At 69.6% G+C, this 12,861-nt stretch carries 14 protein-coding genes and 1 pseudogene; 2 read left to right on the forward strand and 13 right to left on the reverse strand.

The window, feature by feature from the left end; all coding sequences use genetic code 11:
- Positions 1–272 precede the first annotated feature (272 nt).
- Positions 273–1,103 carry an IS5 family transposase gene (locus FCI23_RS50575; protein ID WP_246144831.1) on the forward strand — a complete coding sequence of 277 codons (831 nt, stop codon included), beginning with the start codon at positions 273–275 and terminating at the stop codon, positions 1,101–1,103.
- Here the strand turns inward: FCI23_RS50575 and FCI23_RS50580 are convergent.
- The 10 genes and pseudogenes from FCI23_RS50580 to FCI23_RS50625 form a co-directional block, all read right to left on the reverse strand.
- Positions 1,021–1,587: a BAR domain-containing protein gene (locus tag FCI23_RS50580; protein ID WP_246144832.1), complete on the reverse strand. Its 567-nt coding sequence runs from the start codon at positions 1,585–1,587 to the stop codon at positions 1,021–1,023. The genes FCI23_RS50575 and FCI23_RS50580 overlap by 83 nt on opposite strands.
- A 160-nt stretch (positions 1,588–1,747) precedes the next feature.
- Complete coding sequence (locus tag FCI23_RS62820; protein ID WP_265737846.1) at positions 1,748–4,378, reverse strand: tetratricopeptide repeat protein; 2,631 nt, start codon at positions 4,376–4,378, stop codon at positions 1,748–1,750.
- A gap of 71 nt (positions 4,379–4,449) precedes the next feature.
- Positions 4,450–4,908: a chromosome partitioning protein gene (locus FCI23_RS61730; protein WP_136730713.1), complete on the reverse strand. Its 459-nt coding sequence runs from the start codon at positions 4,906–4,908 to the stop codon at positions 4,450–4,452.
- Positions 4,909–5,270: 362 nt separating this feature from the next.
- Positions 5,271–5,645, reverse strand: a pseudogene (locus FCI23_RS61735) (DUF742 domain-containing protein); the annotation flags it as partial.
- Positions 5,642–6,226: an RNA polymerase sigma factor gene (locus tag FCI23_RS50600; protein WP_136730715.1), complete on the reverse strand. Its 585-nt coding sequence runs from the start codon at positions 6,224–6,226 to the stop codon at positions 5,642–5,644. The pseudogene FCI23_RS61735 and the gene FCI23_RS50600, both read right to left, overlap by 4 nt.
- Positions 6,223–6,468, reverse strand: coding sequence for a hypothetical protein (locus FCI23_RS50605; protein WP_136730716.1), 246 nt, complete (start codon positions 6,466–6,468; stop codon positions 6,223–6,225). The genes FCI23_RS50600 and FCI23_RS50605 overlap by 4 nt, the downstream gene beginning before the upstream one ends.
- A gap of 128 nt (positions 6,469–6,596) precedes the next feature.
- Positions 6,597–7,418 (reverse strand): hypothetical protein, encoded by an 822-nt coding sequence (locus FCI23_RS50610; RefSeq protein ID WP_169317380.1) that lies wholly within the window; start codon positions 7,416–7,418, stop codon positions 6,597–6,599.
- A gap of 2 nt (positions 7,419–7,420) precedes the next feature.
- A complete protein-coding gene (locus FCI23_RS50615) occupies positions 7,421–8,314 on the reverse strand; it encodes a sigma-70 family RNA polymerase sigma factor (protein WP_136730718.1) in 894 nt (297 codons plus the stop codon).
- Between the two features lie 11 nt (positions 8,315–8,325).
- Positions 8,326–8,544 (reverse strand): hypothetical protein, encoded by a 219-nt coding sequence (locus tag FCI23_RS50620; protein WP_136730719.1) that lies wholly within the window; start codon positions 8,542–8,544, stop codon positions 8,326–8,328.
- 412 nt (positions 8,545–8,956) lie between these two features.
- A complete protein-coding gene (locus FCI23_RS50625; RefSeq protein ID WP_136730720.1) occupies positions 8,957–9,196 on the reverse strand; it encodes a hypothetical protein in 240 nt (79 codons plus the stop codon).
- Between the two features lie 340 nt (positions 9,197–9,536).
- Between FCI23_RS50625 and FCI23_RS50630 the strand changes: the two genes are divergently transcribed.
- Positions 9,537–10,415: a trypsin-like peptidase domain-containing protein gene (locus tag FCI23_RS50630; protein ID WP_169317381.1), complete on the forward strand. Its 879-nt coding sequence runs from the start codon at positions 9,537–9,539 to the stop codon at positions 10,413–10,415.
- A gap of 71 nt (positions 10,416–10,486) precedes the next feature.
- On the opposite strand, the gene FCI23_RS50635 is transcribed toward FCI23_RS50630, so the two are convergent.
- The 3 genes from FCI23_RS50635 to FCI23_RS50645 all read right to left on the reverse strand — a co-directional run bounded on the left by FCI23_RS50635 (position 10,487) and on the right by FCI23_RS50645 (position 12,764).
- Positions 10,487–10,648: a hypothetical protein gene (locus FCI23_RS50635; protein WP_246144833.1), complete on the reverse strand. Its 162-nt coding sequence runs from the start codon at positions 10,646–10,648 to the stop codon at positions 10,487–10,489.
- 528 nt (positions 10,649–11,176) lie between these two features.
- Complete coding sequence (locus FCI23_RS50640) at positions 11,177–12,400, reverse strand: RNA polymerase sigma factor (RefSeq protein WP_136730722.1); 1,224 nt, start codon at positions 12,398–12,400, stop codon at positions 11,177–11,179.
- A 7-nt stretch (positions 12,401–12,407) separates the two neighbouring features.
- Positions 12,408–12,764, reverse strand: coding sequence for a YciI family protein (locus FCI23_RS50645; protein ID WP_136730723.1), 357 nt, complete (start codon positions 12,762–12,764; stop codon positions 12,408–12,410).
- Positions 12,765–12,861 lie beyond the last annotated feature (97 nt).

The raw sequence follows: 12,861 nt of genomic DNA on the forward strand, positions 1-12,861 counted from the left end.
AGTGCGTTGTGGCAAACCGGATCTCGTTCGAGGTGTGCGGCGTGGGTGATCATCTGGACGGAGGTTCGGGTGCGGCCGCGGGCATGAAAGAACAGGCCCCTTGGTAGTGACGCGGTTACGACACCCAGCACGACCAAGGAAGCCCGTTGCCTGATCAGTTGAGCAGTACCACTGTGCCTGCGTCCACCATGGTCACCCCTGGGTGTGACTGCTACGTGCACCGGTTCGGTTCGATCGCTCCGGCGCGGCGGGCAAGCTGCTATCCGAGCGACATGACGGACGCGGAATGGGGCGAGGTCCGGGCGGCGATGCCGGTGCCGGCCTGGTTGCTGGCGCGGGGCGGGCGCCCCGAGGCGTTTTGCCATCGCGAGATGCTCGACGCCGTGCGCTACCTCGTCGACAACGGCGGCAAGTGGATGGCCCTGCCTGTTGATTTCCCGTACTGGCGGGCGGTCTACGACTTCTTCCGCCGCTGGCGTACGTACGACTACGCGCGTGAGCTGTACGAACGCCTGCGACGCTCGGCGCGGGAACGGAAAGGGCGCAACGCCGAGCCGTCCGCCGGGATCATCGACAGTCAGTCGGTGGATGCCTCCGAGACCGTGGGTGAGGACAGTCGCGGATACGACGGCGGTAAATCACGCGACGGGCGCAAGCGTCACATCCTGACCGACACCGAGGGCCTGCTCCTGGAGGTGACCGTGACCACGGCTGATGTGCACGACTCCAAGGCCGCCCCCGCACTGCTGGAGACGTTCATGGACGAGCCGGGCCGGCTGCTGAAACTGGTGTGGGTCGACAGTGCCTACCAGGGTCCGGCGCTGGCGAAGGCGTTCGCCCGTCACGGGGTCCGGATCGAGGTCGTGCGCCGATCCGACGGACAGCGCGGATTTGTCGTACTGGCCCGCAGGTGGGTGGTGGAGCGAACGCTGAGCTGGCTCTCCCGCTCACGCCGCCTCAACCGCGACCACGAACGCCGCCCCGATCACCATCAGCAGATGGTGTGGTGGGCAGCCATGATCAGGCTGTCGCGCCGGATGGCCGGAGACGCTCCGCGCTGGCCGGAGAAGCGTCCCGAGCGACTGCTCCAGGCGCTGGCGTGAACCGTCCGTCTTTCGCCCGCACCAGCCAGCCCCGCTTCTCCAGCGCGTAGGCACGGTGACGGATTTTCTCCACCTCGTTCTTGATCTCCGCTTCCCGGTCCACCGCCCGCGTCAACTCCACCCCGTTCACCGGCCCCGAAGCGGCCACCGCAGCGGCGAAGACCTCCCGATACAGGCCGCTGAGCACCTCCTCGCCCATGCCCGACCGCCACACCGGCGGCCGCTCGCCATACCCCGCGCCGGAGCCGCTCGATCCCCCAGCGGCAGCCGCCTCACCACCAGGCGGCACGGAAACCGGCGTAACCACCGCGCTCTCCTCGGCCAGCACCGACACGAGCTCCTCACGCCCCACCCGGGCTCGCTCGACTCGCTCCCGCGCGGCATTCACCTCCGCCTGAGCCTGCTCCAAGACCTCCGTCCAAGACTCCAGATCCTGCCTCGCCCGCGCCTCACGCCGTTCCATCAACCCCAGCACCGACGGCATCGCACCCTCCTCGATCAACAACAAGCCGTCCGCTGCCTGCCCCTACCCCTCCACGATCATGCCCCGCACACGAAGAAGCCCCTGCTCATCGAACAGGGACTCCCTTTGCCACAACGCACTAAGAGCATCTTGTTGCGCTTCAGGGTGTTGGTCACGTTCGTTACCCGACACTCGCGCCCCCGCCTTCAGCCCTATCCCGCCAGTAGGCGAGGTTGTGCCGGGTGGCGAGGGTGCGGGGGTGGTCCGGACCCAGCACCCGCAGCCGGTCGGTCAGCAGGTCGGCGAATGCGGTGGCGGCGCCGGCCGCATCACCCGCGGTCCCCCGCCAGTAGGCGAGGGTGTGCCGGGTGGCGAGGGTGTGGGGGTGGTCCGGGCCCAGCACCCGCTCCCGGTCGGTCAGCAGGGCGGCGAATGCGGCGGCGCCGGCCGCATCACCCGCGGTCCCCCGCCAGTAGGCGAGCTCGTGCCGGGTGGCGAGGGTGTCGGGGTGGTCCGGACCCAGCACCCGCACATGGTCGGTCAGCAGGTCGGCGAATGCGGTGGCGGCGCCGGCCGCATCACCCGCGATCCCCCGCCACCGGGCGAGCTCGTGCCGGGCGGTGAGGGTGTGGGGGTGGTCCGGACCCAGCACCCGCTCCCGGTCGGTCAGCAGGGCGGCGAATGCGGTGGCGGCGCCGGCCGCATCACCCGCGATCCCCCGCCACCGGGCGAGCTGGCTCCGGGCGGTGAGGGTGTCGGGGTGGTCCGGGCCCAGCACCCGCACATGGTCGGTCAGCAGGGCGGCGAATGCGGTGGCGGCGCCGGCCGCATCACCCGCGGTCCCCCGCCACCGGGCGAGCTGGCTCCGGGTGGTGAGGGTGTCGGGGTGGTCCGGACCCTGGACCCGCAGCCGGTCGGTCAGCAGGGCGGCGGTGGCGGTGGCGGCGCCGGCCGCATCACCCGCGATCCCTTGCCAGGAGGCGAGGTTGTGCCGCGCGGTGAGGGTGTGGGGGTGGTCCGGACCCTGGACCCGCAGCCGGTCGGTCAGCAGGGCGGCGAATGCGGTGGCGGCGCCGGCCGCATCACCCGCGGTCCCCCGCCACCGGGCGAGCTCGTGCCGGGCGGTGAGGGTGTGGGGGTGGTCCGGACCCAGCACCCGCACATGGTCGGTCAGCAGGGCGGCGAATGCGGTGGCGGCGCCGGCCGCATCACCCGCGATCCCCCGCCAGTAGGCGAGCTCGTGCCGGGTGGCGAGGGTGTCGGGGTGGTCCGGACCCTGGACCCGCAGCCGGTCGGTCAGCAGGGCGGCGGTGGCGGTGGCGGCGCCGGCCGCATCACCCGCGATCCCCCGCCACCGGGCGAGCTGGCTCCGGGCGGTGAGGGTGTCGGGGTGGTCCGGGCCGAGGCGGCGGTGGGTTTGGGCGGTGAGGTGGTGGGAGTGGTTGCGGGCGGCGGTGGCCTGGCCGGATTCTCCGAGGCTTCGGCCGGTGCGGTAGAGCACGGGGTGGGCGTGGGGCTGGTAGAGGGCGTCTTCGGCGGTGCGGGTGAGGGCGTCGGTGTTGGCGCGCAGGGTCTGGGCGAGGTCGGTGTCGCGTTCGATGGCGGGCCAGGTGGCGGTCAGGGTGTCGGCGGCGGTGCGCGCGAGCTGGTCGTGCCGGCCGGGGGTGAGGGCATCGCGGGTGGCGCGCTGGATGAGGGCGTGGACGCGGACGGCCTGGTGGGGGGTGTCGGGGGTGTGGTCGATCAGGCTGAGCCGGTGCAATGCCTGCAGTGCACCGGCCGCGTCGTCGGCCGTCGCCGGGACCGGCTCTCTTCCGCTGTCACCGGGGGTGCGGTGGGCGGCCAGGTAGGCCAGGGCAGGTTCGCCGGTCAGGACGGGCCCGGGGATGCCGTTGGGATCGAGCATCGCGGCCAGCTGGAGCATGGGCCGGGCAAGTCCCGGCGGGCGCAGCTGGTCGGCGCGTTCGATGGACAGGGACCAGGTGGCGGCCACGGTGGCGGTCTGGTCGTCGGGCAGCGCGCCGGGTTCGGGCAGCAGGACGTCCAGTGTCCTGGCCCGGTCGGCCAGCAGAGCGCGGTAGTCGGCGCAGGTCCGGGCGGTGTCGATGAGGTAGGCGGCGGCCTGGGCCAGGGCCAGGGGCAGGTATCCCAAGTCGGCGGCCAGGGCGTTGATCTGGTCAGCCCATTCGTGGCGGCCGTGCGCGGCGAGGGCGGCGGTGAGGTAGGCGGTGGCCTCTTCGGGGGTGAACAGGCCCACGTCCACCCGGCGCCGGCCCTGCCCGGTCAGGGCGGCGTCGCGGCGGCGGGTGGTGACCAGGGTCCGGCCGTGGCTGGCGGGTGGCCACAGTCCGCGCAGATCGGCCGGGTCGGCGACGTCGTCCAGGACCACCAGCCACCGGCACGGCTCCCTACCGGATTTGGGTTCCAGCCAGGCCAGGACCATCTTGGCGGCCTGCTCCGGGTCGCCGGGGTCGGCGGCCAGCACCTCCACACCGGCCTGGGCGTACCCGGCCACGATCGCCTGGCGGGTGCCCGCGCTGATCCACACCAGGACATCCACCCCACCTGCCTCCCAGGCGGTGCGGGCGTAGTCCGCGGCCAGTTGGGTCTTGCCCACCCCTCCGGTCCCGGTCAGCACCTGGCCCAGCACCGCGGTACCCCCGCTGTCGACCGCCGCCCGCAGTTGTTCGGCTGCGGCCCGGTGCTGGAAAGACAGGGCGCGGTGTGGGATCACGCCGACCTGGTGCGGCCAGGCGGCCCGCGTGCGGGGCGCGGCGTGGTGGTGGACCTGGTCGGCGTGGCCGACGGCCACGCTGTTGTGGGTGGCGGAAATGGCGGTGGTGGGTGCGGTGCCGGGTGGGGCTATGGGTGTGCCGGGTGCGCTCAGCCCTGGTGCGGACCCGGCGGTGGAGGGTTTCCCAGGGTCACGTTCCCCATGGTCCACGCGGCTGCGGAGTTGTCGCTGGCCTGGATGTGTACGTTCCCGCCGACGGCTTGCCCGCCGTCCCCGGCCGACGCCGTTGCGGCTGCGCGCTCCAGGGTTTGCAGCTGCTTCACAGCCTGGTCCAGGGCTTCGGCGAAGCCGGGATCCTCCTCGGCGGCGTCCTCCAGCGCGAGCTGCACCCGCTGCCGGGTACGCGCACCCGGTTCCTCCTGCCCCAACTCGGCTTCCCCGGCCAGCCTTTCCAGCGCGCGGTCCCCGTCCAGCTTGCGGCTGACCAGGTCGTGGAGCCGGTCCATCGCCGCGTCCAGCGTACGGTCGGCCTCCTGATCCGCCCGGCCCGCCACCCGCCTGGCCTTGCCGACCGCCCACGCGAACAGATACCCGACCGCGATCTCCACGCCCGTCACCACACCCCCCGATGTTCATATGACTACACATCAGACCGTACACCCCGCCCACCCCGGCGAAGAAGACCGATCACGGACAACCCATGCAAGGGCGCCTCGGGGCGGCCAGGACCGGGGCCCGGGAGTATCGCCGTGAGGGCAGGCGTCTTTCACGTGTCGATGTCGGACTGACCCCCCAGTGCCTCGCGAAGTCCGGCCTCGACATCCAGGACGTTACCGAGGTCGTCGATGACGGCGTTGTGGTGGGACTGGAGCAGAGCCTCGCGAAGACCCGCCTCGACATCCAGGACCTCACCAAGGCCGTCGACAAGTGCCTGGTAGCCGTCTGCGAACCGCCCCTCCGCGTCAGGATCCCTGCGAAGCCCGCTGAGCACCCTTTCGAGCAGCGGTACATCAGGCTGTCCGCCGGCCCGGCCGCTGCTCGGCTGGTGGATGACTACCGCGCCGGCCTCCGCCAGGTCGGCGATGAGGATGCGGGCCACCCCGAGCGGGATCGCCAGCAGTGCCGACACCTCAGCCACCGCCTTGACCTCACGGCAGAGCTCGCAGATCCGCTGGTGCTCCGGGAGCAGCGCCCGGTAGGCACTCGGGTTGGCCGTGGTGGTCACCAGGGCCTCGATGGCCAGTTGGTAGCGGGTCCGGCTGCGGGGCGTCGCATACGGGCGTACCAGCGGCTGGCCGTCTTCGTTCGCGAAGGGCGCGTGGGATGCGCGCTGGGGGTCGGTCACTGCTCCTCCTCCCCTTCCTTGATACGAGCGGCGGCCCGGCGGGCTCTCAGCCGGTGGGCTCGGACCGTTGCGGGTTCCAGCTCCAGCTGCTGCGCGATCTCTGCGGAGGTGAAGCCATCACAGTCCAGGGCCAGGACCTGGCCTTGCCGGGGAGGCAGAGCTTTCAGTATCTGCAGTGAATCGTGCCGGGCTTCGAATTCCGTGAGCGCATCCGGCTTTGGCACCAGGGACGTCGGCTCCGGCAACTCTTCGACCGGTACTTCCATGCGCACCTTCGCGACCCTGCGGCCCCACATCCGTCCCGCTGCTTTGTAGACGTAGGCGCGCGGGTGGCTGACGCTGCCCCAGCGTCTGAACAGCTCGATCATGCACTCCTGGGCGATCTCCGCAGCGATCGGTGCCGGTGTGCCACTGACGATCAGGTACGCGACCAGCGGCTTGATCGTTTCGCGGTAGAACGCGGAAAATGAGGCCCGGTCGGTCGCGGCCCGCTCAGCGGCGCGGTGATCGATGGAGGCTGGGAGGGCGCTTGCTGGTCTGGCCAGGCGATCGGCGCCCTCAGCCGGGTCGTGGGTACTCACGCTGCGGTGTTCCCCCCCGGGCTGCGGGTGATCTTGATGCGGACGCTGTGTCCGTCGGGCCGCCGCTCCACGACCTCCAGGTGCCCGCCTCCGGCGATCGACTCGGTCACCGAGGTGAGGTGCTGTCGCTGTACCTGCTCGTGCCGGGTCCGCCACCGCAGACGCAGCCACAGGCCTGCCAGGAGACAGGCCCTGCCGGTGACGATCGAGACGATGGTCAGGACGACGGTTGCTGTGTCCATCCCGGTTCCCCTCCCTTGAAGGACCGGGTCACCACGACCCGACACAAGTTGAGAGGCTCGCCGGGGCGCCACCGTGTAACGGGGTGGGCAGATTGGTCGCGACAGGTTGAGCGGATCCTGCTGCCCGATCACCGGTGGCCGCGCGCTGGCTGCTCCGCGGGAGGAGCCTCTGCGCGGGTGTGTTCCTGCCGACCGGGAAGCTTGGGCGACGTGCCGGGCGGCTTTGACCGAAAGGGGCCGGTATGAAGCGCGGACGTAGCGGCCAGGATGATGCCGATGTGGTCCGCGAAGTCCGGCCCCGGGAGCGGGATCTCGAAGTCGGGGTTGGCGAGGTAGCCGATGGCGACGGCGCCGGGGACGTAGTCCATCACGGCGTCGAAGACTTCGCTCCTGGGCCGGTCGACCCGGGTCAGGAGCTGGCCCAGGACGCGCAGCACGGTCGGGGTGCTGGAATCCCATTCCAGACCGCTGGCCTGCTCCGAGTCGCGGGGGGAGCCCGTCTCGGGGTCAGGCTGGGTGTCGATGCGTGTCTGCTTGCGCCACCAGGCGGCTGCGTCGGTCTCCCCGAGCGACAGGTGGTGCAGGTAGAGGCAGTAGGACGCGGCGTCGTCTCCGGCGCCGGCGGCGTACTGCCACCAGAACCGGGCGCTGTCTTCGGCATCGGTCAGCTGCAGGATGCAGCCCAGGACCCGGGCGCCGCTCGGCTCCGGCAGCTGTTCGGTGACAAATTCCTGCAGCGAGGTCGCCGCGGTATGGGTCACGACGGTCTCGCAGAGGGTCTGCAGGTTGTGTGCCGCCGCGTGGCTCGCCTCGTGCCGACTGCGCGCAGCCGGCACGAGGCAGGGAGTGTCCGCGTCCAGCGGGGCGGGGGGGGCGACGTCCGGAACGACATCGCGGGGGATGCAGGGTTCTTCCAGGAGAAGAGCCCTGTTGAGGAGTTCATCGATCATAGTCACTGGGGTGTCTCTCCCGGGGGGTCGTGGGGTCCGAGCGTTTCGGTCAGGGAGCGCTTGGCGTAGCGGTCGGCGGAGCGCACCGCGGCAAGGGGAACACCCAGGACGTCGGCGACGGCGCCGTCGTCCATGCCGCGCAGGTACTTCAGGGCCATGACGTCCAGCTGGTGATCGGGCAGACGGCTCAGGGCCTTGAACAGGCCCATCGATTCTTCGATCTGTTCGAACCGAGCTGTGCCCGAGGTGGTGGCGCCCAGGACGACAGTGTCGAAGGCCGCGGGGACCAGTTCCGGGCGGCCGTCGATGTGGGGAGTGCGCGCCATGACGCCCGCACGCAGGACCGGCCAGGCGAATTTCTGCACGTCAGCGCTGCCCAGAGCCTCTTCCCACCGCAGCCACAGAATGTCGGAGGTCGCCCTCACCACCTGCTTGGCCTGGTCGCTGCACAGGAAGATCTGGGCATAGCGGGTGTAGGGCACGCGGTTCAGCTGCATGAACCCCTGGTGGTCCAGTGGCGGGACGGCCGGGCCGGTGGAGATCGCGACCGTCGCTATGCAGCCCTTGACCCAGGCGGGCTTCTTCTGCGCCTCGAACGCCGCGGCCGCCCACAGCCGCCGCATGGGCCAGGTCGGTACGCCCAGGACGTGCAGCACGCTGTTGGTGATCTCCCACCGCGGGTACAGGCCGGCGCCGCGCAGCAGTTCGGAGATCTTCGACTTGGCGTATCCGGTGCTGCCACTCAGGTCGCTGATCGTCAAGCGGCTGCCGAGGAATCTCGTGCGCAGCGGCTCCAGCCAGGCGCGGTGCGCGGCTCCTACGCTGTCGGCGATCGGCCCCAGCTTGCGGCCCGGCTTACTACTGGGAGGCTCCCCTTCGGGCTGATGGGGAGGCATGGACTGGGGGTTCACCCGGCGTGCCCCTCATCCCGTCCCGCCGCCGGCGGAGGTGCGGCGGCACGCCCCGCCTCCGGGGAGGCGAAGGCTTTGACGATCTGCTGCACGAGCAGCCCGAGGGAGGGGACCAGCGCCGCGATCGCGGCGACCTGTCCGAGCACGGCCATCACCACGCTCCACGAGAAGACCGTCACCAGGACGATGACGGTCAACACCTGCTTTCTGTACATCGCAGCCTTCCCACTGAATGCGTATACGTACGTCCGGAAGGCTCCTCACGGCGGTGCCGATGCGCCATCAGGAGCTGGAACGACAGCATGGAGGGAAAACGGACGGCCACGCCACGTGATCACAGGATCACGGAACATTAGCCCTGGGTCGCAGGGGACGCACGGTACAGCGCGGCTCGCAAGGATGCCCCATTGCATGCTTTTGGGTGCGAAGTTCCCGGTTTCCTTGCGCCACGGTGCGCGCCACCCCTCAATGGGATGACAGGCGCCGCTGGCGTCGGACCTTCCCGTCCGGAAGGCCGTGCCCTCTCGTGCCGAATACAAGAGGGGACACATCGCTCTCGCCCGGGCGCCCAAGCGGCCGGGCGAGAGCGACCGTCAACGCGCGAGGTTCGAAACGGGCACCCCGCAGCTACTCGTTGTCGTCCTGGCGCATCGCGAGCCCCAGCGCCTGGCTGACTGCCCAGGACCCGTGCGCTGCCACCAGAGGGGCACGGAGGGCGTGCGCGGCGTCGGCCTCTTGGTACACCGCAGCCCACCGGTCCGCCAACGTGTCCGGGGCCCCCTCCGCCCAGGCACCGACCGCGCGGAACGCCTCCTCCGCACGCCGCTGAGCATCTACCAACTCCGGCGGAATGACTATGTCGCTCATGCGTACGAACCCTACGGCGCGCAGCCGCCGAATCCCCGTACCGGCGCCCTGGCAAACCGTTCACCGCAGCGGTGGCTGCAGGCACGATCACGGGCCCCGGCTTCTGCTGCCGATGCGCCCGCCCCGCCCGGTACGGTGCACGGATGAGCGACACCGACGCCCCGCGCATGCCGCGCACCACCTGGGACCATTGCCTGTCCGTCGGCGACCAACTGGTCTGCTGGCGCCTCGCCCAGGGCGCCGACGCGGCGGCAGTGCGGCGGGAGCAGCGCGGTTTTGCCCGTGCGCTCTTCCTTCTCTGGCTTGTCGCACAGGAGTTGCCGGAGTGGGACCATGCAGCATGGCAAAGATCGACGCGATGGTGCTCTACTCAGCTGTCCGCCTTGTCGCAGTTTTCTTCGACAGGTCTAACAACAAGCTTGCTGGGACTGGTTCCGGTTTCATAATCACCGACACCGCAGAGAACCGATACCTCGTCACGAATCGACATGTGCTGGACCACAACTTTAAAAAGTTCGGTGGCTGGGAACTCGAATCGGTGAAGGTGGACGGTCAGTATCAATCCGCCGCGATGGATATCTTGAGCACAGTTCCCCAGCAGGTCACCATTACTGATCCCGCGCCGAGGTTCCTGGACAGCGACAAGGTTGACCTGGCAGTCCTGCCACTTGATGCGCCCCTTGGTCACGCCCAGGCCCTCGTCGGCGAGGGGACGTTCAACAGCCTCCCAGCATCCATGCTGGCCAGCGCCGCTGACTTTGCGTTCGGCCGGGTGGCAGTCGGAGGCACAGTCCTAACGCCGGGATACCCGGGTATTGGGGGCGAGGTCGCCGAACGCCCTATCCTCGTTGGAGGAGTGATCTCGTCGGACCCTCGTTACCCGGCGGCACTAGGAATTGACACCTACCCAAGCCAGGTGCTGACCCACTCATTCAGTTGGAATGGCATGTCGGGTTCCCCCGTGCTCTGCTACGTGCCAAAGGAGCTGACCTGGGGCGACCTCGAAACTGGTAATTACGAAGAGCTTATCCTGGCCGGCGTGAACGCAGGTCACATCAAGACGAGCGGAGAAACAGCAGGCGTCCTTACGCGTTTCATCCGGGCTGATGCCCTGGCCGAACTGCTGAACGTTGCTGGAGCTCAAGGCATCCCAATGGTGCGCACGCCAAAGTCGGAGTCTGACGCCGACAAAGTGGGCGAGGACGGACCATACCGTTGACCCCCGCTGCCGGGGGCTAGCCCCCGGCACGCAGGTGCCCTCGGTGCGGTTCCTGGTGTTCCTCACGTGCTTTACCTGGTGCCTGTGTCATCGTCGTCCTTGAGGATGATGTAGAGGAAGCTGACGACCGCGGCAGCAACCGTGATCGCGCCGCCCAGCGCAGGATCGCGGTACGCCGCATACCCGATGATCACGGCCACGACGGTCAGCAACAGCAGGGTTCGGGCATCCATAGCTGGGCCACTCCAAGTGGTGCCAGGGGGCCCGCCGCGGAGCATCTTCCCGGAGGCGTCGCGGCGGGCCCGTTCTATGACCTCGCCGAAAAACGCAACAAGGCCCACCTCTCCTTTGAGAGGTAAGCCTTGACGGACCATCGGGCTTTCCAGAGCAAAGCGATACACGGCTAAGGCAGGTTCCCTCAAGAAAAGTGGCTCATGTCACATACGAGCCTGCATGAAAAATCCTCATACATGATCGTATAAACGATTAAAAGCCGCACTCCAGCAGAGACCGGGAGTTCGCGAGCGCGGGCGACGACGTCCTGGTCCTCGCGCTCGACGACGCGTCTCCCGCCAGCCCGGAGCCGACCCATAAGACGAGTGAAGGCCCGGGATGACCCCGGGCCTTCACTGCGAATCTTCCCGGCGGAGAGGAGCGAGGGGGCACAACCTCGCGGGGTCCTCGTCCAGCGTGCGTGTTCGAAACCGTTCCCAAGGACGACGAACAGCGCACCCTGCGGCCACCTGCAGTCGAGCACGCCGTCAGCGGACCGAGCGCCTTCGGTTCTCGAGGAAGCCGCGCTCGGCGGCGTTGGTGGTCAGGGCGAGCGCGGCGTCGTACGCCTCGGCGGCCTCTGGACTGCGATCGAGGCGGCAGAGCAGGTCGGCGCGGGTGGCATGGAACAGGTGGTACCTGTCGAGGTCGCCTTGCAGGCTGTCGACGACATCGAGGCCGACCTGAGGCCCGTCCACCTCAGCCAGCGCGACAGCACGGTTGAGCGCGACAACCGGCGTCGGGGCGCAGGCCATCAGCAGGTCGTACAGCTGCAGGATCTGCGACCACCTCGCGTCCGCGGTGAGGGCGTCGTCGCTGTGGACCGCATTGATCGCGGCTTGGATCTGGTACGGGCCGGGCATGGCGCGCCGCAGGCAGGCGCGGACCAGCGCTTGGCCCTCCTCGACGAGCGGCTGATCCCATAGCGAGCGGTCCTGGTCGGTCAGCAGCACCAGCGACCCGTCGGCCGTCGTGCGGGCCGCGCGGCGCGAGTGGGTCAGCAGGAGCAGCGCCAGGAGCCCCGCCGCCTCGGCTTCGTCCGGCATCAGCTCGAGGAGCAGCCGGGCCAGCCGGACCGCCTCGGCGCACAAGTCCTCTCGCAGGAGCGCGTCCCCGCCCGAGGCGGTATAGCCCTCGTTGAAGACCAGGTAGATGGTGTCGAGTACGGCGCGCAGCCGGTCGGGCAGTTCGGCCTCGGTGGGCACCCGATACGGGATGCCCGCGTCCTTGATCTTGTGCTTCGCGCGTACCAGGCGCTGGGCCATCGTGGCCTCAGAGACCAGGAAGGCGCGGGCGATCTGCGGGGTCTGCAGCCCGCCGAGCAGTCGCAGCGTCAGCGCAACCTGGGCGCTGCGGCTCAGCGCCGGGTGGCAGCAGGTGAAGATCAGTCGCAGCCGGTCGTCGCTCACCGGTCCCTCCCGTTCAGGATCTGCCCCCCGGCTCTGGAACAGCAGTTGGGCCTGGGCATGGCGGTCGTGGCGGGAGGCCTCGCGTCGCAGCCGGTCGATGGCGCGGTTGCGGGCCGTGGTCGTGATCCACGCGCCCGGGTTGGGTGGCAGACCTGTCTGCGGCCACCGGGCCAGAGCCACCGCGAAGGCGTCCTGCACCGCCTCCTCGGCGACGTCGATGTCGCCGAGGAGGCGGATCAGGGTGGCCACGCAGCGGCCGTACTCGCTGCGGAAGACGCTCTCGATGCCGTCGTGGGAAGTCACCGGCGTGCTACTTCGCGGGTTCCTCCTGGAACGGGCGGACCTCGACCGGCCCCTGGCATGCCTTGGTCGCCTCGGTCGCCCAGGCCAGTGCGGCGTCGAGGTCCTCGGCCTTGATCACCCAGAACCCGCCGAGGTGCTCCTTCGTCTCGGCGAAGGGTCCGTCGGTCGTCAGGACCTTGCCGTCCTGGAGGCGTACCACGGTCGCGGACGTCGCCGGGTGCAGGCCGCCGGCGAAGACCCAGGCGCCCTCGGCCTGCAGCCGACTGTTGAGGGCATCGACGTCGGCGTACATCTGCTGCATGCTCTCGGGCTTCGGCGGCTCCTGTCCCTCGACCATGTGCACCGACAGCAGGTATTGCTTCATGACGTTCTCCTCGTCAGCAGGAGCCGGCGTCTTCCCGGCCCTCTACTGCCACTACGAACGTCCGAGGGCCGGATCGACACTCGGCCCGAAGTTTTTT

The sequence above is a fragment of the Actinacidiphila oryziradicis genome, assembly GCF_005047355.1.
In the GTDB taxonomy this organism is placed as follows: Bacteria; Actinomycetota; Actinomycetes; order Streptomycetales; family Streptomycetaceae; genus Actinacidiphila; species Actinacidiphila oryziradicis.